This is a genomic window from Methylosinus sp. KRF6, from assembly GCF_018887255.1.
Classification (GTDB): Bacteria; Pseudomonadota; Alphaproteobacteria; order Rhizobiales; family Beijerinckiaceae; genus Methylosinus; species Methylosinus sporium.
On sequence record NZ_JAHLJF010000001.1, the window covers coordinates 607,022 to 633,492 of the forward strand.

21 protein-coding genes are annotated in these 26,471 nt (G+C 66.2%); 5 read left to right on the plus strand and 16 right to left on the minus strand.

Going from position 1 to position 26,471, the window contains the following annotated elements; genetic code table 11:
• From mazG to KP010_RS02930, 7 genes are all read right to left on the minus strand, one after another.
• On the minus strand, nt 1–819 hold the full coding sequence (gene mazG / locus KP010_RS02900; RefSeq protein ID WP_142864244.1) for a nucleoside triphosphate pyrophosphohydrolase: 819 nt from the start codon (nt 817–819) through the stop codon (nt 1–3).
• A gap of 296 nt (nt 820–1,115) precedes the next feature.
• A complete protein-coding gene (locus KP010_RS02905) occupies nt 1,116–1,772 on the minus strand; it encodes a cold-shock protein (protein ID WP_108917785.1) in 657 nt (218 codons plus the stop codon).
• Between the two features lie 485 nt (nt 1,773–2,257).
• The gene (locus tag KP010_RS02910; protein WP_142864245.1) at nt 2,258–3,055 is read right to left on the minus strand and encodes an MBL fold metallo-hydrolase; all 798 of its coding nucleotides are present in this window, start codon (nt 3,053–3,055) and stop codon (nt 2,258–2,260) included.
• A complete protein-coding gene (locus KP010_RS02915; RefSeq protein ID WP_142864246.1) occupies nt 3,052–3,852 on the minus strand; it encodes a TatD family hydrolase in 801 nt (266 codons plus the stop codon). Before KP010_RS02915 ends, KP010_RS02910 begins: the two co-directional genes overlap by 4 nt.
• 13 nt (nt 3,853–3,865) lie before the next feature.
• Nucleotides 3,866–4,351, minus strand: coding sequence for a hypothetical protein (locus KP010_RS02920; RefSeq protein ID WP_142864247.1), 486 nt, complete (start codon nt 4,349–4,351; stop codon nt 3,866–3,868).
• Between the two features lie 42 nt (nt 4,352–4,393).
• Nucleotides 4,394–5,968, minus strand: a complete 1,575-nt coding sequence (gene metG / locus KP010_RS02925; RefSeq protein ID WP_256448881.1) for a methionine--tRNA ligase — start codon at nt 5,966–5,968, stop codon at nt 4,394–4,396.
• A 68-nt stretch (nt 5,969–6,036) separates the two neighbouring features.
• Nucleotides 6,037–6,594 (minus strand): DNA-deoxyinosine glycosylase, encoded by a 558-nt coding sequence (locus KP010_RS02930; protein WP_246659979.1) that lies wholly within the window; start codon nt 6,592–6,594, stop codon nt 6,037–6,039.
• 581 nt (nt 6,595–7,175) lie between these two features.
• Here KP010_RS02930 and KP010_RS02935 point away from each other — a divergent pair.
• The gene (locus tag KP010_RS02935; RefSeq protein ID WP_216280405.1) at nt 7,176–7,598 is read left to right on the plus strand and encodes a hypothetical protein; all 423 of its coding nucleotides are present in this window, start codon (nt 7,176–7,178) and stop codon (nt 7,596–7,598) included.
• 70 nt (nt 7,599–7,668) lie between these two features.
• On the opposite strand, the gene KP010_RS02940 is transcribed toward KP010_RS02935, so the two are convergent.
• From KP010_RS02940 to KP010_RS02965, 6 genes are all read right to left on the minus strand, one after another.
• Nucleotides 7,669–8,745, minus strand: a complete 1,077-nt coding sequence (locus KP010_RS02940; protein WP_216280406.1) for a DNA polymerase III subunit delta' — start codon at nt 8,743–8,745, stop codon at nt 7,669–7,671.
• The gene (gene tmk, locus KP010_RS02945; RefSeq protein WP_216280407.1) at nt 8,742–9,461 is read right to left on the minus strand and encodes a dTMP kinase; all 720 of its coding nucleotides are present in this window, start codon (nt 9,459–9,461) and stop codon (nt 8,742–8,744) included. Before tmk ends, KP010_RS02940 begins: the two co-directional genes overlap by 4 nt.
• Nucleotides 9,458–10,648, minus strand: a complete 1,191-nt coding sequence (locus tag KP010_RS02950; RefSeq protein WP_216280408.1) for a D-alanyl-D-alanine carboxypeptidase family protein — start codon at nt 10,646–10,648, stop codon at nt 9,458–9,460. Before KP010_RS02950 ends, tmk begins: the two co-directional genes overlap by 4 nt.
• A gap of 138 nt (nt 10,649–10,786) precedes the next feature.
• Nucleotides 10,787–11,740 carry a septal ring lytic transglycosylase RlpA family protein gene (locus tag KP010_RS02955; protein WP_216280409.1) on the minus strand — a complete coding sequence of 318 codons (954 nt, stop codon included), beginning with the start codon at nt 11,738–11,740 and terminating at the stop codon, nt 10,787–10,789.
• Between the two features lie 272 nt (nt 11,741–12,012).
• A complete protein-coding gene (gene recJ, locus KP010_RS02960; protein WP_216280410.1) occupies nt 12,013–13,833 on the minus strand; it encodes a single-stranded-DNA-specific exonuclease RecJ in 1,821 nt (606 codons plus the stop codon).
• Nucleotides 13,834–14,066: 233 nt separating this feature from the next.
• Nucleotides 14,067–15,215: a hypothetical protein gene (locus KP010_RS02965; RefSeq protein ID WP_142863758.1), complete on the minus strand. Its 1,149-nt coding sequence runs from the start codon at nt 15,213–15,215 to the stop codon at nt 14,067–14,069.
• A gap of 189 nt (nt 15,216–15,404) precedes the next feature.
• On the opposite strand from KP010_RS02965, the gene KP010_RS02970 reads away from it, so the two are divergent.
• The 3 genes from KP010_RS02970 to lepB all read left to right on the plus strand — a co-directional run bounded on the left by KP010_RS02970 (nt 15,405) and on the right by lepB (nt 18,184).
• Nucleotides 15,405–16,295 carry an aldose 1-epimerase family protein gene (locus KP010_RS02970; RefSeq protein WP_142863759.1) on the plus strand — a complete coding sequence of 297 codons (891 nt, stop codon included), beginning with the start codon at nt 15,405–15,407 and terminating at the stop codon, nt 16,293–16,295.
• Nucleotides 16,296–16,358: 63 nt separating this feature from the next.
• Entirely contained in the window at nt 16,359–17,390 is a 1,032-nt protein-coding gene (locus KP010_RS02975) for a cysteine synthase A (RefSeq protein WP_142863760.1), read from the plus strand.
• 101 nt (nt 17,391–17,491) lie between these two features.
• The gene (gene lepB, locus KP010_RS02980) at nt 17,492–18,184 is read left to right on the plus strand and encodes a signal peptidase I (RefSeq protein ID WP_142863761.1); all 693 of its coding nucleotides are present in this window, start codon (nt 17,492–17,494) and stop codon (nt 18,182–18,184) included.
• Here the strand turns inward: lepB and mobA are convergent.
• The 3 genes from mobA to KP010_RS02995 form a co-directional block, all read right to left on the minus strand.
• The gene (mobA, locus tag KP010_RS02985) at nt 18,172–18,798 is read right to left on the minus strand and encodes a molybdenum cofactor guanylyltransferase MobA (protein WP_108917797.1); all 627 of its coding nucleotides are present in this window, start codon (nt 18,796–18,798) and stop codon (nt 18,172–18,174) included. The genes lepB and mobA overlap by 13 nt on opposite strands.
• A 23-nt stretch (nt 18,799–18,821) precedes the next feature.
• On the minus strand, nt 18,822–19,688 hold the full coding sequence (locus KP010_RS02990) for a hypothetical protein (protein WP_142863762.1): 867 nt from the start codon (nt 19,686–19,688) through the stop codon (nt 18,822–18,824).
• Between the two features lie 131 nt (nt 19,689–19,819).
• A complete protein-coding gene (locus tag KP010_RS02995) occupies nt 19,820–25,264 on the minus strand; it encodes a GH36-type glycosyl hydrolase domain-containing protein (RefSeq protein WP_142863763.1) in 5,445 nt (1,814 codons plus the stop codon).
• Between the two features lie 422 nt (nt 25,265–25,686).
• Between KP010_RS02995 and KP010_RS03000 the strand changes: the two genes are divergently transcribed.
• A complete protein-coding gene (locus KP010_RS03000; RefSeq protein WP_244594698.1) occupies nt 25,687–26,469 on the plus strand; it encodes a hypothetical protein in 783 nt (260 codons plus the stop codon).
• Nucleotides 26,470–26,471 lie beyond the last annotated feature (2 nt).

A 26,471-nucleotide genomic window follows, 5' to 3' on the forward strand; every position in this document is an offset into this window, starting at 1 on the left:
CTATTTCCGTTCCGCGGCTTTCGCCGCCTGCCACAGCGCTTCCATCTCGTCGAGCGTCGATTCTCGCGGGCTCGTTCCCTTTGCCGCCAGCGCGCGTTCGATGAAGCCGAAGCGCCGCTCGAATTTGGCGTTGGCGCCGCGCAGCGCCTGCTCGGGATCGGCGCCGACATGGCGCGCCAGATTGGCGACCGCGAAAAGAAGATCGCCGATTTCTTCGGCCACGGCGGGCGAGGGCGGCGCGCCGGCTTCGCCGAGCTCCGCTTCGACTTCCAGCGTCTCCTCGCGGATTTTTTCCAGCACGAGCCGGGCGTCGGCCCAATCGAAACCGACTTTGCCGGCCTTCTCCTGCAGCTTCACGGCGCGCGTCAAAGCGGGCAGGGCGGGCGGAACGCCGTCCAGCAGGCCGCCGGAATCCTCTATTCCACGCCGCTCGGCGCGAGCCTTCTTCTCCTGCGCTTTGATTTGCGCCCATTGCACAGCGACATCTTCGGTCGAGGCAGCCGAGCGATCGCCGAACACATGGGGATGACGACGGATGAGCTTGTCGCTTATCGCCTCGACGACATCCGCGAAGACGAAAGCGCCGCTCTCCTCGGCCAGCCGGGCGTGGAAGACGACCTGCAGAAGCAGATCGCCGAGCTCGTCTCGTAGATCGCCGAGATCGCCGCGCTCGATCGCGTCGACAACCTCATAGGCTTCTTCGAGCGTATAGGGGGCGATGCTGGCGAAGTTCTGCTCGAGGTCCCAGGGACAGCCGGTCCCGGGCGTGCGCAGCGCCGCCATAATGCCGAGAAGGCGCGTGATGCGCTCCTGCGTCATCGATGCGCCTCGAAAAGCGCCCCGAAAGCGCGAGCGACGCGTTGTTTTGACGCAGCAGGGCGCAGGAAAAAAGGCGAGGAATTCGAGACGCTTTGCTCTAACATGAGTGCCGGATCTCGACTGCGCCCTTGGTCTACCGCCCTCCGCAGTCGATCCGAGGGTCCGGGGCCGTAGTACGCCTTGCAAACGACAGCGCCTCGGACCCGACTTGCGCATCCGAGGGGCTTGATTATCGCAGCGGTGAGGCGCGCGTCGCCGCAAGCCGAGAACGACTTGCGGCTCGCTGATTCAGCGTCTCAGTCGAGCGTGATCGACAGCGCTTCGCGACCCTTGGCCGTGTCGACGACCTGCATCGTCACGGGCTGGCCTTCGGCGAGATGATTGACGCCGGAGGGACCGAGGATCGAGATATGGACGAAGACGTCCTTGCCGCCGTCGTTCGACTGCACGAAGCCGAAGCCCTTGGTCTCGTCGAACCATTTGACCTTGCCGGAGACCGGCACGGCCGTCGACGGATCGGGAGCCTGACGCCGCGGCGGACGGTCGAAGCCGCTGCTGCGCGGGCGCTCGGCGGCCGCGGTCGAAAGATCGACCTCGAGCACGCGCGAGACCTGCTGGCCCTTGACGGAGCTCGATACCTGCACTTTCAGCTTGGCTCCGGGCGGCAGGGCTTCATAGCCCGCAGCCTGAACCGCGCCCACATGCAGGAAGGCGTCGCCTGTGCCATTGCCCAGCTCGACGAAGCCGAAGCCTTTCTCGGGCTTGAACCATTTGACGACCGCGTCGACGGCGGGCTCGTTCGAAGACGGGGGCGGCGAATCGGAAAATCCGCCTCCTCCGCCGAAGGGCGACCGCGGCGGCCGGCTCGGCCGCGGGCTGTCATAGCCATACGGGGGGTCGTCGTCGAACCCACGCTTTCTGGGTCCCCGGAAGTCTCGACCTTTGCTGCTCATGTCTTAGTACTCGTCTCCGCCATCCGCCAAAAGACCGCTATAGCCACATGCACGGCCTCTCGCCGAGCGCAATGCGCCGCGACGCGCGCGTCTGCCGGCATCTCGCGGAGAGCCGGTTCCGGTGCGTTCGTAAGTGTGCCAGTTGAATGCCATATAGTCCCGCGCAATCGCCTTTTTACCAGGAAGCGGCCGGTTCTGGCTAGATGAATTCGCCAGCGAGATCGAAAAATCCCGGCTCCGCTGTTCGCCGCGCGACGAATCGCCCGCATGAACTCTTTGATCGAAATCCTCAAAAGTGGCGCGAGCGCGGCAAATGACGTCGCCGCAAGGAGACGACGAAGGCGAGGGGCGGGCTCCGCCGAGCAAGCTCCTGAAATCCGGAGAGTTTGCGAAACAAAAATCGCATAATCGATATTATGGAACTTAAATCGGTCGGCACAGCGCCGATCGCTCGGGTCATGGATAATGCGGCTCTTCGGATCGCCCTAGGCCAGAGCGATCTGCATTCCGTCGAAGGCCGGCGTCACATTCTCCGGCAGAGTCGCGGCCAGCGCGTCATAGTCGAGATCGACATGCAGATCGGTCAGAATCGCGCGGCGCGGCTTGAAATGAGCGACCCATTCCAGCGCCTCGCCGACGGAGAGATGCGTGCTGTGACGCTTGTGGCGCAGCGCGTCGATGATCCAGACGTCGAGCCCTTCGAGATGGCGGAAGCTCTCCTGCGGCACGGAATTGAGGTCTGGCGTATAGGCCAGGCCGCCGATGCGAAAGCCGAGCGCGTCCATATCGCCATGGTCGAGCCGGAACGGCATGGCCGCGATGGCGCCGCCCGGGCCGTCCACCGTCACTTCTCGCCCGAGATGGATGCGATGCTCGTCGAGCAGCGGCGGATAATAGCTGCCCGGCGGCGTCTTGAAGATATAGTCGAAGCGATCCGTGAGCATTTTCGCCGTCGGCTCGTCCAGATAGGCCGGAATGCGGCGGCCGCTCTCCAGCACCAGGCCGCGCACATCGTCGACGCCATGGGTGTGATCGGCGTGCGGATGGGTGAAGAGGATTGCGTCGAGATGATCGACCTTCGCGTCGATCAATTGCTCGCGCAGATCGGGCGAAGTGTCGACGAGCACATTGGTCCGCGCGTCTCCCGCGGTCCGCGTCGCCAATATGGAGCAGCGCCGGCGGCGATTCCTGGGATTGGCGGGATCGCAGGCGCCCCAGCCCTGGCCGACGCGCGGAACGCCGCCGGAGGAGCCGCAGCCCAAAATTGTGACGGAAAGGCTCATTCGGCGGCTCGCCGTGTTTCGATCGGCGTCATTTTGGAGAAAAGCGCCAGCGCATTGGCCGTCGTCTGCGCGGCCATCTCCTCGAAGGAGACGCCCTTGGCCGAGGCGAGCGTGCGCGCCGTATCGGCGACATAGGCCGGCTCATTGCGCTTGCCGCGATGCGGGACGGGCGCGAGGAACGGCGCGTCGGTCTCCACCAGCAGACGCTCCAGCGGCACGTCGCGCGCGATCTCGCGCAATTCGCCGGAGTTTTTGAACGTCACCACGCCGGAAAAGGAGATGTAGAGCCCGAGCTCGACAGCCGTCTCGGCCAGCGCGCGCGAGCTGGTGAAGCAATGGAGCAGGGCCTTGAAAGCCCCCTTCCCCATTTCCTCGCGCAGAATTTCGGCGCAATCGGCGTCGGCGTCGCGCGAGTGAATGACGAGCGGCAGCCCGCTCTCGCGCGCGGCGGCGATATGGGCGCGGAAAACGCGATGCGCCAGCTCACGCGGGGCTTTGTCATAGTGGTAGTCGAGTCCCGCCTCGCCTATGCCGACACATTTCTCGTGGCGCGCCAGCGCGACGAGCTCGGCCGCGCTCGCCTCTCGCTCCTCATGGGCGTGGTTGGGATGTGTGCCGACCGTGCAGAACACATCCTCGTAACGCTCGGCTATGGCGGCGATCGCGGCGAATTTCTCGACATGGGTCGAGATGGTGATGAAACGCGCGACGCCCTGCGCGCGGGCGCGCGCCACGACCTCCTCCTGCTCGGGAGCGAAATCGGGGAAGTCGAGATGGCAATGTGTGTCGATGAGCATTTATTTCGCCTCGTCAGCGGCAATCGGTCGGCGCTTCGTCGGCCCGTCCCGGGCGCAGCGAATGCGAGACGCGCGTCACCAGCGCGTCGAATTTCTTCTTGTCCGAAGCCGGATATTCGATGGAGACAGTATTCCAGATCGCTCCGCGGCAGGACAGTATCGACTTTCGATAGAAGATGCGGTCGCCTTTCGTTCCCGAGACCGCGAGCCAGTCCTTGGCCTGCTTGCGATAGGTGACGGTCTCGCCCTCGACGGGCGCGAGCCGATCGGCGATCTCCTGTTCCTTTTGAAAGCTACGATAGCCGCCATAAACGGTGATTTCCGATCTTCGGTCCGGCGAGGTGAAGACGCGTCCATCGTCATTCTCCGGCGCCGCGCCGATCGTCCAGTCCTTCGGCACGACAGCTGTCGTTCCGAAACGGGCGTTGCGATAAAGGCGCCAGCCTTCGGCATGGAGGGACGAGCCGGCGCAGAGCAGAGCCGCGACCGTCGCCGTCATTCGAAGAAGGCTCGCTCGCGATCGTTTCATCTGCTGCTCCCGTCAGTTTTTGGCGCCTTGCGCCTCACCCTCCTCCACATAACGCGGAAAGACGGGCACAGGCGCAGGAAGCGGCGCGCCGGCCGTGAGCGCGTCCTTTTCGCCCGCATGGACGAAATCGCGCGCGCCGGGCGCGACGCCGAGCAGATCGAGCAGGCCCGAGGCCGCGGCGGGAATGAAAGGCTGCAGCGGAATGGCGAGCCGCCGCAGCGCTTCCGCCGTCACATAGAGGATCGTCTCCATGCGCTCGCGATCGGTCTTCTTCTTGGCCCAGGGCTCCTCGCCGGCGAAATAGCGATTGGCGTCCCCGACGACGCGGAACAGCTCCGCCAGCGCCAGATGCGGCGCATAGACGTCCATCGCCTCGCGCGCCTTGCCCAGCGCGGCGGAGGCGTCGGCGAGCAGCGCGCGATCGGCCTCGGTCAATTCGCCCGGCGTCGGGACGGAGCCGCCGCAATTCTTGGCGATCATCGACAGCGAGCGCTGCGCCAAATTGCCGAGGTCATTGGCGAGATCGGCGTTGATGCGGTTGACGATCGCCTCATGCGAATAATTGCCGTCCTGGCCGAAGGGAATCTCGCGCAAGAAGAAATAGCGCAGCTGATCGACGCCATAGCGCTGCGCGAGATCGATCGGATCGACGACATTGCCGACCGATTTCGACATTTTCTCGCCGCGGCTGAACAGAAAGCCGTGCACGACGATCTGCTTGGGCAGCGGAACGCCGGCCGACATCAGAAAGGCCGGCCAATAGATCGCGTGAAAGCGCGTTATGTCCTTGCCGATGACATGGGCGTTCGCCGGCCAGAAGCGGGCGCGCTCCCCCTCCCCGGTCAAAAAGCCGGTCGCGGTGATGTAATTGGTGAGCGCGTCCACCCACACATACATCACATGCGGCGAATTGGTCTCCGGCTTCGCCGGGACGGGAATGCCCCAGTCGAAAGTCGTGCGGCTGATCGAAAGATCCGTGAGCCCGCGCTTCACGAAGGAGACGATCTCGTTTCTGTATTTCTCTGGCGTGATGAAATCAGGATGCGCCTCATAATGGGCGAGCAGTCTCTCCTGATAGGCCGAGAGCTTGAAGAACCAGCTCTCCTCCTCCACCCATTCGACCGGCGTGCCCGTGGGCGCGAGCTTCTTGCCCTCGACCTCGGTGATCTCGCCTTCGTCGTAATAGGCCTCGTCGCGCACCGAATACCAGCCGGAATATTTGGCGAGATAGATATCGCCCGCCGCCTCCATGCGCTTCCAAATCTCGAGCGCCGCCTCCGCGTGGCGCGGCTGCGTCGTGCGCACGACATCGTCGGCGAGCGCGTTCAGCGTCTCGCCCATGGTCTGGAACTGGCCGGCGGTGCGGTCCGCGAGCTTCTGCGGGCTCAGCCCCTCGCGCTCGGCGGTGCGTTGCATCTTCTGGCCGTGCTCGTCCATTCCGGTCACGAACAGCACGTCGAAGCCGTCGAGCCGCTTGAAGCGCGCGAAAGCGTCGGTCGCGATGCGTTCATACGCATGACCGATATGCGGGGCGCCATTCGCGTAAGGAATGGCGGTGGTGATCATGAAGGTCGGACGTTCAGCCATGGGCAAGGGTCTAGCGCGCTTTGCCGCGGCGGGGAAGCGGAAGGCGTGCGGCGCAGCAAAATTCCTGGCTAGATCGATTGCGCGAGCGCGGCCCGCCAATGTTCGAGCTTGCGATCGAAGCTCATGGCCGCATGGGCCGGGCTGGTCGAAGGCAAGACCATGCTGGGCGGCGCTGATGCAGCGAGCGCCGGCGCGACCATCCGGCGATAGAGATCGCCCGCCTTGCAGCCATTGAGGCAGACGAGGGCCGTCTGCGGATGCGTGACCAGAAAGCCGGCTATGTCATTGACGACGACGCTGGCGGTGTCGATTTTCTGGTCGAGGCTGCCCGGCCGCCGCCCTTGCGCGCAGACGTCCCACAAAGCGACGCCCCTCTCGGTCAGCCGCGCGAGACGCTCCTCATAGGGAAGCTCCGGCGCGGCGCCGAAGAGCAGCCCCATGATCGGCCAGAAGGCGTTGCGCGGCTGCGCGTAATATTGGACGCGCGCCAGCGAGACCTGCCCAGGCAGCGAGCCGAGGATCAGCACGCGCGCGTCGGCGCGGGAGACCGGCGGGAAGCCTTTCGAGGTCGGTAGATCGTTCCCGATGCAAGCTTCAGCTAGAGAATTCAGTAACATCTTCGTCATATGGTCGATCATCCTCGAGATCACTCTATAGCTTTCATTCTAAAGGCGCCTCCAAACACCGGAACGGCGTCAGCTTCGGCGAGAAAACACGTTAGCATCCGGATTTATGCATGTTTCAATCACTTTCAGCGATTTGGAGCCACCCCGTCGGGCGCGTCGTCGTCGGTGCGGCCGCTGTCCTCATTCTGGTAAGCTGCATTTCCGTGCAGCTTGCGCCACGTCCACGCGTAAGGGTCGTCGCGACGCCATTCTCGACGACCGTCGAAATCGATCACCCGGACGCGCAGCAAAAGCGCCCGTCCGCGCCCGACCCCGCTCTCCTCGCGGTAGCGACCTCGGCGACGCCCGCGGATCTTGCAATTGGCGGCGACGCGTTGAGCCTATCGAAAGTTCTCGGCCGTCTGAGCGCCTCCGTCGCCGCTGTGTCCGAGCCTGCGCGCTATAATCACGCCCTTCATGTCGCTATCATCGACGCTCCTCCCGCTCCGATCGGTTCACCGACGCCGCGCATCACGCTCGATCTGAAGAACGCTGGCGATGCAGCAGTTCTGCTGATCGGAGAAGGCCCGACCATTTGGAGCTTGCGCAATGTCGACGCCAGCCAAAAGGGCAAGTTGGCGATAGAGGCGCCCGCCTCTTTCGATGTCGAGAACGCGCCTGCGGGTCTGCTCGCGGGATTTAAATCCGAAGCCTTCGGACACGGCGAAACAACCAGTTCCGGCGATTACGCTGCAGCGGCCAGCGCCGATCGCAACCGTCGATTCTGCTCAGCGCTACGGCGCTGGGCGTCGCTCTATCGACTTCCTTTCACTGAATTGGGCATTTGGATTTTGAAGAACCCGGCCGAGATCAAAGTCTCGAAGAACGGATTGTCGACGACTGACTGGCCTCAGAGCCGTGCAATGGACGCGCAGCGCAAATGTGACCCACGAGTCGAGCTGCGTCCATCGATCGAGTCGAACAGGAATATACGCTCCGTTCCGTTGAGCGGCATGCTGCGATGAAAATCACTCCTTGCTTTTGCTTCGACGCGCCTTCGAGCGTCGCGCCGGCGCTCGCGTCGGCCGAAAAGCCTCAAGCGCCTTTCGCCGCTTCTTCGAGATCGGCGAACACCTGCAGAATGAGCCCGCGCTTATCGAAATTGAACACTTCCGTCTCGCGCGCCGCTTCGCCTATGCGTTCCCAGGCGCGCGCGTAAGGGGCGAGGCTCGTCGCGCTCGCGCCTTCGCCCGCCTTGGTCCGCACTGTGGAATCGAGGAAGCGATAGAGCCCGCTCATGAAGGTCTCATAGGCCTGCTCATTGTCGCGTCCGGCGAGCCGGTCGGCGAGCGAATGAACGGCGAGCCAATCCACTTGCGGCAGGCGTGCGAACATCGCCCGCAGCGCCGTGTCGAAGGCGACGCCGTCGCCGTCCAAGAGGCGCAGCGCCTCACGCACCGAGCCTTCCGCCCCCGCCGCCGCGCCGGCGAGCGTCTCCTGTTTCTCCTCGGCCCAGGGCGCGCCCAGCGCCCTTATCGCGGCGATGACGTCGGCCTCGGCCAGAGGCGCGAGATTGAGCTTGCGGCAGCGCGAGCGGATGGTCGGCAGCACGCGGCCCGGCTGATGCGCGACGAGCAGGAACAGCGAGCGCGCCGGCGGCTCTTCGATCAGCTTGAGCAGCGCATTGGCGCTGGAGCGGTTGAGATCGTCGACGCTGTCCACGATGGCGACGCGCCAGCCGCCTTCGCCCGAACTCTGCTGGAAGAGATGAATGAGCCTGCGGACATCCTCGATGCGGATTTCCGTGAAATGCTTCTTGGTCTTCTCGTTCCACTCGCGCCGCAGCAAAAAGAGATCGGGCAGCGCCAGCGCCGCCATGCGCCGGCTGACGCTCGCCTCCTCGGCGATGAAGAGCGATTCTGTGCTCGCGGCTTCCGGCCTCGAGGCGTCGGGATGGGCGAGCAGAAAGCGCGCGAGGCGCCAGGCCAGCGTCGCCTTGCCGATCCCTTCCGGCCCGCCGATGAGTATGGCCTGAGGCAGCTTGCCGCGCCGAAAGCCGTCGAGCAGCTCGCTCTCGGCGGCTTCGTGGCCGAATAGCGCGAAGGTCTCGCGTGGATGCGGGAGATCGGCGAAACGATCGCTTTCGGGCGGAGCCTCGACGTCGCGCTTCACGCCACCACGCTCTTCAACGGAATGACGATCTCGGGCCGAAAAAAGCGCGCTTCGACGACATGCCAAATGGCCTCGGCCACTTCCTGCTCCGGCGCCAGCGCGTCGACGACGCAGCAGCGGCCGGGCTCGCTCGCGGCTATGTCGAGATAGGCTTGGCGCAGTCCGCGATGAAACTCCAGCCCCTCGCGCTCGAAACGGTCCGCCGCCACGTCCGGCGCGCGCCGCCGATGCGCGCGCTCGAGGCCGATCTCGGGCGGCAGATCGAGGATCACCGTCAAATCGGGAACGGAGCCCATCAGCGCGATGCGCTCGAGCAGAGCGATCAGCCGCGGATCGACGCCGCCGCGCGCGCCCTGATAGGCGCGCGTCGAATCGGCGAAACGGTCGCAAATGACCCAGGCGCCGCGGGCCAGCGCCGGCTTGATCAGCCGATCGAGATGATCGATGCGCGCGGCGGAGAACAAGATCGCCTCGCCGAGCGGGCCGAGCGAAGCCGCCTTGCCGCCGAGCAGCGCCTCGCGCAGCACTTCGGCATGGGGCGAGCCGCCGGGCTCGCGCGTCGCGATCGCCTCCACGCCCCTTTGCGCGAGGCGTTCCTGCAAGCGGCGCATCTGCGTCGACTTGCCGGCCCCCTCGCCGCCCTCGAGCGTGATGAACTTGCCGGGGCGGCCCTTGTCCTGCCCACGCGCCGGGCCGAGCGGCGGCTCTGCGCTCATTGCTTCTTCGACAGCTTGTTGTGAATGGCGCCCGCGGCATATTCATAGGCCGCGTCGAAGGCGCGGCTCGCCAGCGAACCTTTTTCGACGGTCTCTGCGGCCTCGAGCGGCTGCTCCAGCACGACCGTCGAGCCGCGGCGGACCTCGAGCTTGGCGACCTTGGTCCCCGCCTCGATCGGCGCGATCAGCGGCCCCTCATAGACGATCTTGCCGGAGAGCTTCTCAGAGCCGCCGCGCTGCAGCAGCACCTTGATGTCGTTCGGAGAGGTCAGCGGCACGGTCCCGGCCGTCCCGCCATAGACCTGCGCCGTGCCGACGGTCTCGCCCGCCTTGAACAGCGCTTTCTCCTCGAAATTGCGGAAGCCCCATTGCAGCAGCTTGCGTGCTTCTTCGGCGCGGTCCTTGGCCGTGCGCAGCCCATAGACGGCGACGATGAGACGGCGATCGTCCTGCACGGCGGAGCCCACCATGCCGAATCCGGAATCGTCTATATTGCCGGTCTTGAGCCCATCCGCGCCGAGGCTCATGGTGAGCAGCGGATTGCGGTTCTGCTGCTTGATCTTGTTCCAGGTGAACTCTTTCTCGCCGAAATAGCGATAGAGGTCGGGATAGGTCTTGATGACATGCGCCGAGAGCTGAACCATCTCGCGCGGCGTCACCTTCTGGTCGGGCCCGGCCTTCCCCCATGGATTGCCGAAAACGGACTTCGTCAGGCCGAGTTCGGAGGCGCGCTTGTTCATGCGGCCGACGAACGCCTCTTCCGATCCCGCGACGCCCTCGGCGAGCGTGATCGCGGCGTCATTGCCGGAGTCGATCACGAGACCGCGGATCAGATCCTCGACTCGCGGCCGGCTGTTGACCGCGAGGAACATGGCCGAGCCGCCGGCGGGCGCGCCGCCGCTGCGCCAGGCGTGCTCCGAGACGGAGAATTCGTCGTCGAGCTTCAGCCGCCCCTCGGCGATCTCGCGGAACACGATTTCGGCGGTCATGATCTTCACAGTGGAGGCCGGCGTCACATAGTCGTCGGCGCCCTTTTCGAGCAGCACTGTTCTGGTTCCCGCATCGACGAGAATGGCGTGCGGGGCGCTGGTCTGGAAGCCTTGAGCCAAGGCCGCCGCCGGCGCGATGGCGAGAGCCGCCGCGACAAAGCCGAGGCGGATGAGGGATTTGGGAAGGGAGACAGGCACGCGTCTTTCGCCTTCGTTCGAAACGCCGTCGGAGCGCGTCGACGGCCCCACGCAATGAGTTCCGCTAAAATGTGGCGCGTCGGGCGGCAGAAAGCAACGGCCTCGCGCGACGCTCGGACGGCGCCCGCGGCATCGAGGTTAATTGAGCGCTTGCCTCAGCCGGACATTGCGCGCGGAAGCGGTCCCGAGATCGAAGGGACGCGACGGCGGCAAGGGCGCGCTCTTGGCCATGGCCAAGGCTTTGGAAGAAATAGGAGTCGGAATGGTCGAGACCGGCTCCTTCTCGACGGCGCGCGGCTCGGCGCGCCGTGGGCTCTCGATGTCGATCGCGTCGGCGCGAGTGGCGATCTCTTCTTCTCGCGGTTCGGCGCGGGACAGGGTCGCGCGCTCCGGCTGCGTCTCCTCCGCGCGCTCGAGCCGAGCGACGCGGGCCGGCGGCTCGCGCAGATTGGTCGCGACCATGATCGGCGCGCCGCCCGGCAGCGTCGCCGGCCGGCCGTCCTCGCGCAGCGTGGCGAGCAGCTTGGCGTCGTCCGATCCGGCGAGTGCGGCGCGGCCGACATAATCGACCTTCACATGCGCCGTGCCGACGCGGTAGAATTCCAGCGCCTCGGCGACTCGCCGCGACACATCCATCACGCGCCCGCCATGATAGGGGCCGCGATCGTTGACGCGCACGATCATGGAGCGGTGATTGCGCAGATTGGTGATGCGCGCATAGCTCGGCAGCGGCAGAGTGGGATGGGCGGCGCTGATCGAGGCGCTGTCGAACACTTCGCCATTCGCCGTCTTGCGTCCGTGGAAATCGGACCCGTACCAGGAAGCGAGGCCGGTCGCCGAATAGGCCTTCTCGCTCGGATAATAGGTCTTGCCGGCGATCTGATAGGGCTTGCCGACCATATAATAGCCGCCGCCGCGCGGCACCTCCTCGCCATCGGCGACGACGCGCGGGCTCGGCGCCACGCCATAGCGAGGGTCGATCTGCGCGCGCGCGACCTTCTGAACGGCGGGCGGAGCGGAAGAGCACCCGGCCAGCGCGCAAAGGCCGAGAAGCGCGATGGAAATGCGAAAGTCCGGCAGTCTCGATCTCATGTCAGGCGCGCATTCGCTCGAAATGGGGGGACGGCTCGCTTCCAACGCTCGACCTGCGGAACGACGCCGGCGGCGGGCTCCGAAAACCTCGAATTGGCGCGACCGCACGCCTCAATGTCTCGCGCCCGACTTACTCGAGAGTTAACGCGTCGCGCGCTCCCTCTCCCGCATCCTCGAGCTTTGCAATGAGAGAGGCAGATTGCGACCAAATTGCGGCATATGCGGCGTTCGACGCCGCAATTGTCCTGCGATCTCCAGGCGTAGCGCGGCGTTCACCATGTTTCGCGATCCGGCCGGGCGAGATCGGCTATCCGCGTCTCCACGCGCTCCGAGCCGCGAAACACATTGGCTCCGAGTCGGGCGGCGACATGCAGAAGCCGACCGCGTCCGTCGAGCAGAGCGTCGCCGATCGGCGTTCCCACGGCGCGAAAGGCGATGGCGTCGAGCCGCGCCCCGTCGCCCGATTGCAGCCGCGCCCGCACATGGGAGGAGCCGACCACCGCCGAATCGACGATGCTCTGGTCGGGAAAAACGAAGAGCGGCTCGGGATTGCCGGCGCCGAAGGGCCCCGCCCGCTCGAGCCCGCGGATGAAATCGACGCTCGCGCCGCGCGCCGTCAGCGCGCCGTCGACGAGCAGCGCATCGGCGTCGCGCGCGCGCGCGACGTCATCCTCGAGCGCGTCGTTCATAAAGGCGCGGAAGGAGTCGATTCGATCGCGCGCCAGCGTGACGCCAGCCGCCATCGCGTGACCGCCGCCCTTTTGCAAAAGGCCCTCGTCGACGGCCATACGCACCGTGCGGCCGAGATCGACGCCGCTCGAGCCTCTGCCCGAGCCTGAGCAGACTTCCCCTGTCTTCGCAATGACAAAGGCGGGAATCTTGAACTTGTCCTTGAGCCGCGAGGCGACGATTCCGACAATGCCCGGATGCCATCCCTCGCCCGCGACCACGAGGCAGGAGAGACGGTTGGAGCGCATCATTTGTCGATCCGCCTCGGCCTCCGCCTCTTCCAGAGTGGCCTTCTCCAGCGCCTGCCGCTCGACATTCAGCCGGTCGAGCTCGGCGGCGATGCGAGCCGCCTCGACGGGATCGCGCAGCGTCAGCAGCCGCGCCCCCAGCGCCGCGTCGCCGATGCGTCCGCCGGCGTTTATGCGCGGGCCCAGCACGAAGCCGAGATGATAGGCGCGTGGCGGCCCGTCCACCCGGGCGGCGTCCAGCAGCGCCGAAAGGCCGATGCGCGCGCGGCCCCGCATGACCGCGAGGCCCTTCGCCACAAAGGCGCGGTTGAGGCCGTGCAGACGCGCGACGTCCGCGATCGTGGCCAGGGCCACGAGATCGAGCCCCGCGAGGAGATCGGGCTGCGGCCGGGCGTCGGTCCAATGTCCGCGCCGGCGCAGCTCGCGGGCCAGCGCCGCCAGCGTCATGAAGGCGACCCCGGCCGCGCAGAGATGGCCGAGACCGGAGAGGTCGTCGGCGCGGTTGGGGTTGACGACGATCGCCTCGGGAAGCAGCTCGGGCGCCTGATGATGGTCGACGACGATGACGTCGAGACCCGACGCGCGGGCCGAGGCGAGGGCGGCGTGGCTCGTCGTGCCGCAGTCGAGCGTCACCAGAAGGTTCGCCCCCCTCGCCCGTAGATCGGCGATCGCTTCGAAGTTGGGGCCGTAGCCTTCCAGAATGCGGTCGGGAATGTGCAGGAAGGGTCGCGGGCAGCCGGCCGCCTCCAGAAATTCGGCGAAGAGGGCCGAAGAGGCCGCGCCGTCGACGTCATAGTCGCCGAACAGGGCGATCTGCTCGCCCGCCTCGACGGCGCGGGCGAGCCGCTCGACCGCCGCATCCATTTCCTGCAGGACGAGCGGATCGGGCATTAGTTCGCGCAATGTGGGAGCGAGAAAGGTCGCCGCTGTCTCCTGGGTGATCCCCCGCCCGGCCAGCACGCGGGAGAGAAGATCGCCATGGCCGTGGAGTTGCGCGATGGCGCTCGCCTGGGCCTCCTCCTGCGGCCGCAGCCGCGCGCGCCAGACGCGCCCCGAAACGGAGCGCTCGACGCCGAGGAAGGGCGGCCGGTCGCTTCCGGCGATTTTGTCCAGCATCGAGACTCGGGAGACGAGAGGGAATCGTCTGCTGAGCATCGCCGCGGCCATGCGGCCGGTCAATGAGACAAGGCGCGCCGCGCCCGCCGATCCCCCGAAAATCCGCTGTGTCCCTCTCCTCGCCATTCAGCGATCGGCCGGGATGTCCCGTGCGGAGGTCGTCCGATGAAAAGGCCGCCGCTGCCGATGACCGCCACGCGCCACGCCGCTCCCGCCATTCGCGCTCCTCGGCGTCAGGGCGCGTCGCCCGCGACGGGCGGGCGCCATCGCTGCGGCTCGGGACCGCGCAAGGTTCTGAAGAGGCTCGATAGGATGAGCAGCAGCAGCAGGCCGCCGGAGAGGCCCGCGGGAAGCGCCCAATCGCGATCGAGCTCGAGCCAGCTCGGCGGCCGGATCGATGGCGGCGACGGCGGCGACGACGGCGGCGCGTGAGAAGAGGCGGCCGTCTCCCGCTGCAGCGCGACGAAGGTCTCGTAGATCGGCCGGACAGCGAATTTCGGCGGTGGCGGCGGCGGAGGGACATAGGCGACCAGCGTTTCCCCGCCGCGCTCGTCGGTCGCGAGCTTCGTCGAGACGAGCTCGGCGCGGGTCAGCCAGCGCATGCTCTCGGGCGGGGCGGTCATCATCAGATCGACGACCTCCTTGGTCTCGCCCATTTCCGCGAGATAGCGGCGCACGCGCCGATAGGTCTCGGGCGTCGGTTTCGAGCGGCCGATGTGGCGAACGAAATTCTTCTCGCCGACAAGGACTTTTTCTTTCGAGACCACGCGGCCGCCCTTGGTGAGCGTGCGGATCCGGTAATAGCGCATCGTCTGGGTGACCGTCGTCTCCGGCACGACGATCTCATGAAGTCCGACGAGCGCGGTCGGCCCGACGTAGCGCTGCGTTCCAGCGGCGAGGATCAGCGTGCAGGCGGAGGCGCAGCTCGCCTGGAGGCTGCGCGCGAACCCTCTGGCGCGCGGCGGCTCGGGCTTTTTGATTTTTCTGCGCGCCGGCTCCGCGGCCGCCGGCGCGGCTTCGGCGAGGAATTCCGTGCGCGCGACCGCGACCTGGAATCCTTTCCGGCGCAAGAGCCGGCCGATCGCTATGGCGGAATCGACGTCGCCGCCGCCCGAATGAATGAGGATCGGCGGCTTGCGCGGCTCGGCGGCGTCGATCGCCGCGCGGAACAGCGCCGGCGACTGCTTCTCGATCCGCCCTTCCGCGGCGATCCATTCTTCACAATTCGGCTCGCAGCCCGGATAGGCGCCGCGCACGATGGTCACGCGCATCGGCGGTCCGTCTGGGCGCGGAGCGGAGGCGGGCTCGCGGGTGGGCGCGGCGGCGGCCGGCGCGCAGAGCGCGAGCGCGGAGATCAAAATCCATGAACGGCTGAAATACATAGGCGAGGAAACCTTTCGAGCGCGACGGCCCGTCGTGACCGCTCGCGGCGGGCGAGCCGGAAATGTCCCGGCTCGTCTGCATCGCGCGCCCGCGCGAACGATGACGCGAAAAATGCGCCGTCCCCCCGGATTTCGCAAGACGCCGGGAAGTCGCTCCCAGACCACGGCCCGGCTCGCTACGATCCCCGAATGATGGATACGATTCGCTTGACGGCCGGCTCTCTCGACGTCGCCGAAATCTCATTGCTCGGCGCCGAGCTCCGCTCTTGGCGCGCGGGCGGCGTCGAGGCGATCTGGACGCCGCAGCCCTCCGTTTGGCCGCAGACCGCGCCGCTGCTCTTTCCGGTGGTCGGCTGGACGCGGGACGGGCGCGCGCGGGTCGACGGAGAGACGTTCCCGCTCGGCCTGCACGGCTTCGCGCGGAGAAAGCGCTTCGCCCTTCTCGAGCGGAGCGCGGACGAGGCGCGCCTCGTCCTCGAGGAGGACGAGGACACGCGTTCTCTCTATCCTTTCGCCTTTCGCCTCGAGGCGCATTTCGCGCTGCGGCCGGGTGAGCTGCGCGTCTCCCTCGCCGCCGCCAATCGGGACGCGCGGCCCCTGCCCTACGCCTGCGGGCTGCATCCGGGCTTCCGCTGGCCGCTCGACGGCTCCCCCTTCCCGCACGCCATCCATTTCGATCGGGAGGAAAACCGCGAGGTCCCGGTCATCGCGCCGGGCGGGCTGTTCTCGGACCGACGTCGCGCGATTCCGCTCGTCGGAAAGAGGCTGTCGCTCTCGGCGGCGCTCCTCGAGAAAGAGGCGCTGTGCTTTCTGGGCGCCGCGAGCCGCCGTCTCCTTTACGACAATGGCGACGGGCTCGTTCTCGCGATCGAGCTCGAGGATTTTCCCCATATCGCGCTCTGGTCGCTGCCGCCGGCGCCTTTTCTCTGCATCGAGGCCTGGACAGGTCATGGCGACCCGGAGGATTTTTCCGGCGATCTCTACGAGAAGCCGTCGATGCGGATTCTCGCGCCCGGCGAGAGCGCCGTCCACGCCGCGACCTTTCGCCTCTCGCGTGGCGAGCCGCCTCGCGAGGAATAATCCTTGCTTCCTCTATCTCCATAGGCTAGCGCGAATTCTGAGCGCTCAAAGGACGGGTCCGACATGAAATTCGCCGCCAATGTCATCGAAGCGATCGGCAATACTCCGCTCATCGAATTGAAGGCGGCGTCCAAGGCCACCGGCTGCCGCATTCTCGGCAAGGCCGAATTCATGAATCCGGGCGGCTCGGTGAAGGACCGCGCCGCACTCTCCATCGTCCAGGCCGCCATAGCGGAAGGCTCGCTGAAGCCGGGCGGAACCATCGTCGAAGGCACGGCCGGCAATACCGGCATCGGCCTCGCGCTGGTCGCCAATGCGCTCGGCTTTCGCACCGTCATCGTGATCCCGCAGACGCAGAGCCAGGAGAAGAAGGACACGCTGCGCCTTCAAGGCGCGCAGCTGGTCGAGGTGCCGGCCGTCCCCTACGCCAATCCCAATAATTATGTGAAGCTCTCCGGCCGCCTCGCGGAGCGGTTGGCGAAGGAGACGCCGGAAGGGGCGATCTGGGCCAATCAATTCGACAATGTGGCCAATCGCGACGCCCATATTCGCGGCACCGGGCCGGAGATTTTCGCGCAGACCGAGGGCGCGATCGACGGTTTTGTCTGCGCGGTGGGCACGGGCGGCACGCTCGCCGGCATCGGCATTGCGCTGAAGGAGCGCAAGCCCTCCGTGAAAATCGCCATCGCCGATCCGCTCGGCGCGGCGCTCTATTCCTATTACACGACCGGCGAGCTGAAGGCCTCGGGCTCCTCCATCACCGAGGGCATCGGCCAAGGGCGCATCACCGCCAATCTCGAGGGCGCGCCGATCGATCTCGCCTATCAGATCCCGGACACTGAGGCGCTGCCCATTCTCTTCGATCTCGCCGAGAATGAAGGCCTGCTGCTCGGCGGCTCCTCGGGCGTCAATGTCGCGGGCGCGATCCGCCTCGCCAAGGAGCTGGGGCCGGGCCATACGATCGTGACCATCCTCGCCGATCTCGGCACGCGCTACGCCTCCAAGCTCTATAATCTCGATTTCCTACGCGGGCAGAATCTGCCGACGCCGGCCTGGCTCGAGCGGACGGGGACGATCGATCCGGGGTTTGTGTGAGGGATAAGCGCGCGCCGACGCTTCGGGTGACTATTGCGGCGCTTTACGCTATTTCCTCGTGCGAGCCGCTCGTTTCATCGACGCTTTTCTGAGGTCATAGCATGAGGGATGCAGAAACGCTCGATCCGTCGGACGTCGCGGATCGGCGGCTTTTCCGTCGCGTGATCACGGTCGGAATTCTGTTGTTTCTCGCCATATGGGCGGTCGTTCCGAATATCGGGCCGACGTTTCGGAGCTTTTATTCCGCGAGCGCGTCCATGGAGCCGACCATCGAATACCGACAGACCGTCTACGCCAATCGCCTCGCCTACGGATTGAGCCGACACAGCTATGAATGGTTTCCTCTGCCGATCTCGGGCCGATGGCCAAATCTCGAGCCCATTCGCGGCGATGTCATCGTCTTCATAGCTCCGAATGGAAGCGACCATCTGGCGCGGGTCATCGGCTTGAGCGGCGATCACGTCAAGCTCGATCACGACAAGCTTTGGATCAACGGCGAGCCTGTGTCGCGCGTGCTCATTCCATCGGTCGTCTATTCGGGCCGACAGATCATTCGCGAGCATTTGCCGGAAGGACGAAGTTTTACGCATTACGAGACAGTCATCGGCTTTGGCGAAACGCCGCCGCCTCTCGCGACGACATCCACATTCGTCGTTCCGGCGCATCATATATTCGTGATGGGCGACAATCGCGATAATGCGGCGGATTCGCGTTTGGCTCCAGAGAAAGGCGGCGTCGGCTTCGTGCCGGTCGAGAACATCATCGGTCGTATCGAATTCGTCTACGACCGCTGAGACTCAAGGGCCGCCGCTATGCGCTCGGCCTGCTCTATGTCCTCCGGCCGATTGACGTTGAAGAACGGGTCATAGGGCTCGACCGGCCAATCCACTAGCGTATTGGCGTAGCGCTCGATGAAGCCCGACACCTTGCGCAAATCCTCCTTCACCAGCGCATGACGCAGCGGCTCGCGCAGCGCCACCGGCCATAGAGCGACGGCGTGATGCACGCGGTCGGCCGATTTGGCGACGGCGATCTCCGCCTTCGCCGCGGCGCGCGCGCTGGCGAGCCGCGCCGCGAGATCGAGCGGAACGAAAGGCGTATCCGCCGGAACGCTCAGCATGAGCGGAACATCCGGGAAATTGGCGGCGACATGGTCGAGCCCGGCGAGCACCCCAGCGAGCGGCCCCGCGAAACCCTCCACCTCGTCCGGCACGATCGGCAGATGAAAGGCGGCATAGCGCGCCGGATCGCCATTGGCGTTGAGCGCGAGGCGCAGGCATTGGGGCGCGAGCCGGCGCACGACATGCTCGAGGATGGGCGCGCCGCCGACCTCGATCAGCGGCTTGGCGACGCCGCCCATGCGCCGCGCTTGGCCGCCGGCCAGAATGAGTCCGAAACAGCGTGTCATCTTCCCCTCGCCCGCGGTTCCTCTCAGAACCTATACCATAGGGCGCCGAGCAGGCCGCGCTCGGCCGAATCATTGACGCCGCGCAGCGAGGCGCGGACGCCGAGTTGCACGGCGATCTCGCTTGTGACGTCGCAAACCGCGCTCACCTGAGCTTTTTGCGAGGACATGAAAGGCGCCGATCCGCTCCAGGGAGAAAAGGAGAGAAAGCTCTGCGCCAGCAGCAGCACGCCATCGACGGGCCGAAGGCCGAAGGTCGTCTCGCCGCGCAGCTCGTCGCCGCTCTGGCCGAGAGAGCGATAGCCGAGCTTCATGTCGCCGAAGCCGGACAGACCGAAAATCTCGACAGGCCAGCCCAATTGCAGACGTACATCCTCCTGCAATCGCCGCTTCATATCGAGATAGGTCTGCGCGGCGGGCGTCGCCGCGCGCAGGCTCCCTTGCACGGAGAGAATGGTCGCGCCCCATTCGAGCAGCCGCAGGCGGGCGCCGATCCAGCCTGCGCCGAGCCCCTCGTAACGTGCGCCGCCGCCGAGGCCGGGCGGCAGATAGATTGGCGCGCCGGCGATCGCTTCGGCCGTCAGATATTGCAATTGCTCGAGCTGGCGCTGCTCGTTCGCGCCGCGGAAGCGCATGTAGCTCGACTCTGCGACGAAGGTGATTTCGTCGATGAGGCCATATTCGACATAGGCCTGCGTCTCGAATTTGGCATAGGAGGGCGCGGCGACGAGCTTGCCGCGCGAGTCATAGGCCTTATGGGCGTCGGAGAAGCTCGTCGAGAGGATGATGATCCCCTCGCCCGGCTTTTGCAGAAACGCGCCGGCGCGGCACGCCGTCGAATGCAGAAACGACAGCGCCGCGACACAGGAGCAGATACGCGCCCATGAGCTCATGAACAAAAACGCCGCATCGAGATCGAGGCCCGAGCGAAAGCTGCCGATCGAGCGGCGAAAAGCTAAAATGAAATCAATTTGTCCACAAGCGTCCGCGCCGCGGACGCCGATTCATGGTGAAAACATACGCTTCAGGCCGAGAAGTTCTTTCCGCGCCAAGTGACGCTCTCGAGCTTCAACTCGCCCTTGGACTCGAAGGCGTCGGGACGCAGCCTGAGCTCGCCGTCGATCATCTCCAAGCCGAGCAGCCCATAGGCGGCGGACAGCATTCGCGCGGCGGCGCCCGTGTACCAGCTCCAGCCGCCGCGGCCTTCATAGCCCTCGCCTTCATAGACGTCGGCCGGCTGCTGATGCGGCGCGAGGCCGTAAATATCGGCCTGCTCCGGCGTCGTGAGGCGCGACAACGGCGAGATGGCGAACCATGCGTCCCACGCGCGTGCGAACAGCGTGTCGGATTCTGCGTGATCGCCACGCGCGGCGGCCTCCAGCGCGAGGCGCGTCAGCGCGTCGATCAGCCAGGAGACGCCATGCGAATATTGGCCGCCATTCTCGCGCACGCCCGGCGGATATTCGGCGCTGCGGCCTGGATAGGGACGCGAGTTCTCGTCGAAGAAAGGCGTCACCAGCAATATGCGATCCGGCCGCGCGAGCGCCGCCAGCGCATTGTCGAGCGTCTCCTTGCCGCGCGCGAAATCCACTGCGCCGGCGAGGATCGGCCAAGAGGCGGTCATGGCGCTCATCGGCGCCACCTCGCTGCCGTCGTCGGCATAGGCGCGCAGGAAACGGTCTCCGCGCCAGCAGGAATCGAGCGCGGCGCGTAGCGCCTCGGCGCGCGCGCGATAGCGGGCCGCTCTTTCGGCGTCGCCGCGCGCCTCGAACAAAGGCGCGATATCGGCCAGAATTCCATGCAGGAAGAAGCCGACCCAGACGCTCTCGCCGCGCCCCTGCGCGCCGAGCAGATTGAGTCCGTCGTCCCAATCGCCCGTGCCCATCAGCGGCAGGCCATGGGCGCCGAAGCGATCCAGCGAATAGTCGATCGCCCGCGCGCAATGGCCGAGCAGGCTGTCCTTGTCGCGCGAGGTCAGCGGGACGCTGGCGTTTCCTTCCCGGTCGGCTGGCGTCAGCTCGGCCTCGAGGAAGGGCTCGATCGCGTCGAGAATGGCGTCGTCGCCCGTTCCCTTCACATAGCGGACCGTCAAATAGGGCAGCCACAGATGCGGGTCGGAGGCGTGGGTGCGGTCGGCGATGCCGCAGCCGCCGTTCGGCGCGTCATGCCACCATTTCACCGCATCGCCCTCGATGAACTGATGCGCGGCGTGCTTCAAAATCTGCGCGCGGGCGAGCTCCGGCGCGAGATGGATGAGCGGCAGCACGTCTTGCAGCTGGTCGCGATAGCCGGTCGCGCCCGAGCGCTGCGCCGGGCCGGAGCGGCCCCAGAGCCGCGAGACGAGCAGCTGATAGGGTAGCCAGTCGTTCACCAGCCGGTCGAATTCCGGCCGATTGGTCTTCACGCGCAGCACGCCGAGGCGCTGCTCCCAATCGCGCTTCGTTTCTTCCAACGCGCGCACGGCATAGGCCGGGTCGCTGGCGAGAGCGGCGAGAATCCTGGAGCTTTCGAGCGTCGGCGTCTGCCCCAGGGCGACGACGACGAGCGACTCGCCATTGGCGGGAACGTCGATCGCGCCGGAAAAGCTCGCGACCTTGCGCTGATGCTCCGGCGCGCCGGCGTCGGGATGGCCGTGCTCGACCATATAGGGAAGCGCCGGATCGCGGCTCTCATGGCCGAGGAAGCGCCGCCGCGACGTCTCGGCGAATTCCGCCGGGACGGATGTCGAGACGAAGGCCCATCCCTGGACGAAATTATTGTCAGGATTGCGAAAGTAGAGCGCGCGCTCATTCTCGCCCGCGAGGGCCTCGACGCGGCCGAGGCTTTCGTTCGGCGTCTCTGCGAGGACGATCTCCATCGCTGGCGTGATCTGCAGCAGACGCTCGTGATCACGCCGATTGATGATGCGCAGCAGCTTGATTTCGACCGGCTGGTCCGGCGAGACGAAGACGGTCAGCTCCAGATCGAGATCGTCGCGGCTCGAGCGATAGATCGCATAGCCGAGGCCATATTCGACGGAATGCTCGGCGTCGCGCCGGCGCATCGGCGCGAAGGTCGCCGAATGGGCGTCCTGACGGGCGAGGTCGTAGACATAGATGGCCTGTCCCGCCGGGGTCATGCGGCCCTCGCCCATGCGGAAGGGCGTCAGGCTGTTGAGCCGCGAATTGCCGTGAAAGGAATAAATATCGCCATGATTGCCGAGGACAGCGCCCTGCCCGACCGCATTGGCGATCACATGGGCGTAGAGCCGCGTCGTGTCGGGCCGAAGCGTCAGGCTGCGGCCGTCCTCGGCGAAGGCGTAGCGATGCTCGGTCGGCGCCGGCGGGTGCAGCAGCGCGCGCTTGCGCGCTAGCGCCGTTTCCACGCTCGCGAAATCGAAGTCGCGGGAGAGATGCTCGGCGATCATGCGCGTCGCCGCGCCAATGTCGCGCGCCCAGCCGTCGACGATCACGATCTCCGCCGCGCCTCCGGCCGCGATCTCCAGCTCCGCACGCAGGCTGGCGATCGGCTCGAAGCCGAACAGCAAGCCTTCGTCGGACGGATCGCGCGGTATGTCCCCGTCTCGGAGACTGTCGGGCGCGCCAGCGGCGCCGAGGCCGTAGAAGCGCGCCTTCACATCCTCATAGCCGATGAGGCGAAGCCGCGTTCCTTCGCTGGCGCCGATCGCATGGAAGCCGACCTCGGGCGAGAGGCGCCGATCGACGTCGCGGCGCGCGCCGCCCTTCAGCAGGCGGTTCTGCGCGATGATCGCATTCAGCCCGCCGACGAACCATGTGCCGATGTGAATGGCGTTATAGGCGGCGTCGCGCTGCTCGACGCCGGTCTCGTTCAGCACCCATTCGCGCAAGGTCGCGAGCGTGATCTTGCGCGGGCGCTGCTCGAGATCGACGAGGCGCAGGCGCGTGATCTCGACCGCTTCGTCCGGCGCGAGCGCGATCTTCGCCTCAATGGCGAAGCCGCCCTGCTCCATTAGGAAATAGAGGAAAGTGCAGCCCTCGCTTTCCAGCGAGACCTTCTCGCAGCGAACGCAGGTCGGCGCAGAGCCGAGCGACCAGAGATCGCGGCCATCCTCGCGGAAGAACAGAAAGCGTCCGCGCGGATGGGCGTGATCGTCCGGCCGGCGGGTGAGATCGATCGGCGGGCCGCCGCGGGCGACGCCCTCGACGCGCATAGCGCCCTGGCCATCCTCGAACCATTGGCTGGTGACGAGGCCATTGGTCAGCTCGAAGGGCTTGGAGCCGGGCGCGCCGCCGGCGCCGGTGATGCCTTCCAGCGGCAGCTTGCCGGCCTTGGCGAGCTGGATCAGCAGGAAGATCACGAGCGCGATGGAGAGCGCGCCCGCATAGGCCATATAGCCGCCCATGAGATAGGAATAGGACGGCGGCCTCAGATGCGTCATGCGCTCGGCCGCGCTCCAGGCCTGATCCCATTCCGCGCCGCGCGGAATGTAGAAGGGCAGCAGCAGCGGCGCCCAGGTCGCGAAGCGGCGTAGGCCTTCCGGAATGGCGCGGCTCTTCTGCGCCTTGCCGATGAAGCGCGCGGCCTTCTCGTCGGCGACATCGCCGCCGACGAAGGAGAGGTTCACCAAGGTCGCGACGCGCAGACCCATATGGTCGAACCAGATCAGCACGCGGATCGCGTCATAGGCGAGCAGAGCCGTGAAAATATCGAGGCTCCAGGCACGGAAATCCTGGTCCGGCAGCGCGTGATTCATCCATATGGCGACGCCGGTGCGGATGAGGCCGTCCTGATTGTACCAAGCGGGATCGGGCGAAGCCTTCAGGAAGGAATAGATGACCGGCGCCATCCACAGGCCCCAGCGCAGCACGCGCACCGCATTCTCGACCAGCATGTCGAGACCTTCCCAGCTCGCGAGCTGGCGCAAAGGCGCGAGGCTGCGGCGCACCAGCGCCGTCAGGAAAAAGAGATTGATCGAGAACAAGGGTGCGGCGAACACCCATTGAATGACGCCCGACAGCGACTCGTCGAAGAAGAGGCGAACGCCGCCGTCGACGAAGCCGAGATTGGTCGCGCCCCATTTGGAGAAGAGCGGGCGGATCACATAATCGGCGACCGGCCGTCCGTCGGCGGCGTAGCTCAGCGAGATATAGGCGAAGAATTTCTTGGTGATCGTCGAGAGCTGATCGGCGTCGAGATACCAGGCCACCGCCCCGCCGACGAGACCGCCGAGGAGCGCGCCGAGCGCATAGACGCACCAGCTGCGCAAATGCTGGCGGCGCTTCTGCTGAAGCGCATAGAGATCGAAGCCCATGTCGACGCCGGCATAGGCGAGCAGCCCCGCCCCGGCGCCGAAGAGGAAGCGCGCGCCGCCGTCCTCGCCCGGCAGGCCGAATAGCAGCGCGAGACCGACCGCGGCGCCGGCGATGAGCCCGCGCGGGAAATTGGCGGTCCGCTCATATTCGTGACGTAGCCTCGCGTAGAATGGCGGGGTCGAATCCGTGCTCTCGACGATGGCGCGCAGCAGCGGAAATGTCGCCGCGCCGATCAACGCGCCGCCGACCGGCCCCGCCGCGACGAGAAGCCCGAGCGCCGGCGGGAAGCTCACAATGAGCCCGGCGACCAGCAGCAGCGCCATGAAGACAAAGCCGTAGACGGCGCCCTTGGCGGCGCCCGTCTTCCAGTCGTTCAGCACGATGACGGGCAGAGACGGCGTCCCGCGCAGCATCCCTGCCATGGCCTGGGTGACGAGATAGGTCTCGCCCCAAAGGCCCGCCTGAGCGGCGGCGGCGAGCAGCGAGGCGACGATGATGGCGAGCGGCGCCGGCAGCAAGGCGACATGCGGATGCGCGCCGAGGCTGGCGATCTCCGGCGTGACGGCGGCGATCAGAGCGGCGAGGATCAGCACGCCATGCGGGCGCCACTGCTGCGGCAGATAGCGGCCGAGCGCCAGCGGCGCGCCGACGATGACCGCCTCGTTCAAGAGAAAAACAATGAGCGTCCGCGCCGCGACGACGCGCGCCGTCTGCGGAACGTCGAGGCCGAGGAAGATCAGCCCGCCCAATTCGCCGATGACCCGCGAGCCGAGCGCGACCAGGAGGCTGAACAGGAAGGGGAGAAGGAACAGCGCCGCGCGCAGCGCGAAAGGCGATCCAGGAAGAATGGAGACGCCGAAGAGATAGAGGCCGACCGCGGAGCCCGCGCCGATCGGCGTCAATGTGAAAAGGCTGGACAGCGTCTCCGGCGCACGCCAGAGCACGCCGGACGGATCGCAAAGGAGGGCGAGCCCGCCTATTGCGCAGAAATCGAGCGCGAAATCGACTCCTTGGCGAATGCGCCCCGGCGCCGGCCGCATGAGGAGCATGGCGGTCGCTGCGAAAAATCCGGCGACGAGCATATGCTCCCTGCCGCCAGCGGCTTCCATGATCGAGACGAGCGAGCAGATCGAGCCGAATGCGATCCGTCCGAAGCGTGCGCCCACCGTCGGCAGGCCGGCGTCATGAGGCGCCATATGGGTCTCCAGCTTGCGCGCGGCCTGCGGCGGGCGGCGGCCTCCTCCTGCGCACGAATCGCGGGCGCCCGCTCTCTCGTCGGCCGGAGATTTGCCGGAAGGCGGCGCAAATGTCGACTCTTCCGCAAGCTCTGCTGTCGGCGGAGCCGCCGCTCGCATCGATGGATGACGAGGAGGCCACTGTGGTACAGAGGCTGGATCGCGTAATATTCACGTCGAATTATAAGTATTATTCCCGATACCCTATTGGCGGGTCTGTAACGACGGTCATGTTTTATCCGCCATTATGGTCTAACAAGGCGAAGGCCGCCGCCGATAATGGTGCGATACAGGAGATGAGGAACGCCGGCCGAAGCGTCACGGCGCCCGGCGCTTTCCGGTCGAATCTCGGTCGCGACAGGGTATAATGAATGAGCAACTCCATGCGGTCTTTCGTGCGAATGAGTGAGATGGACGAGTCGAAAAGGGACAGCCAAGCGGCGACGACCGGCGATGCGTCCGCCGCTGCGGCCCTCGTGACCGACCGGCGGGCCGCCGCCGTCGAGCGGAGCGGCTCGGGCCAGCGCGCCCTCTCGACGGAGACCAAGGAGACCCGCGTCGCCAATCTGGCCGGGGCGATGCGGCGGGCCCGGCTCGCCAATGCCGAGCGCTCCGGCGTTCTCGCGGATCTGCGCGACGCCGAGATCGCGCGGCTGGAGATTTTGCGGGATCATTTGGAGCCTGTCCTCGCCCAGGCGCCGAAGGATTGCGATCTCTTCGACATCGGCGTCTCGCATGGCGATCGGCCGCGACTGTTCATCGATCATGTCGGCTTCGTCGAAATGGGGCGCGACCGCCGCACCTATCGATTCTTGCAGGACACGCGCCACGGCCGCATCACGATCGGCGAGACCGACAATGTCGCGACAGTGGTGGAGGCGATCACCGAATATATCGCTCATCGGCTGATCGAGCGTGAAAAGGCGCTGGGGTTCGATTTCGCCGGACAGGGCGGCGCCCGCGCCTTCACCGAGGAGGCGGCGAAGAAAAAGAAGCAGATCGCCCCGAGATCAGCGAGCTTGCCCGCCCTCCCACGCCTCGGCGGAGTCGGCGAGAAAATCTATCGGGCGATTTTGTTTCTCGCGCAGGGAGCGGGCGCGGCGGCGTTCTTCTTTCTGCTTTGGCAGCTCGGCGTCTATGCGATTGGTCCGCATCTGACGCGCTGACG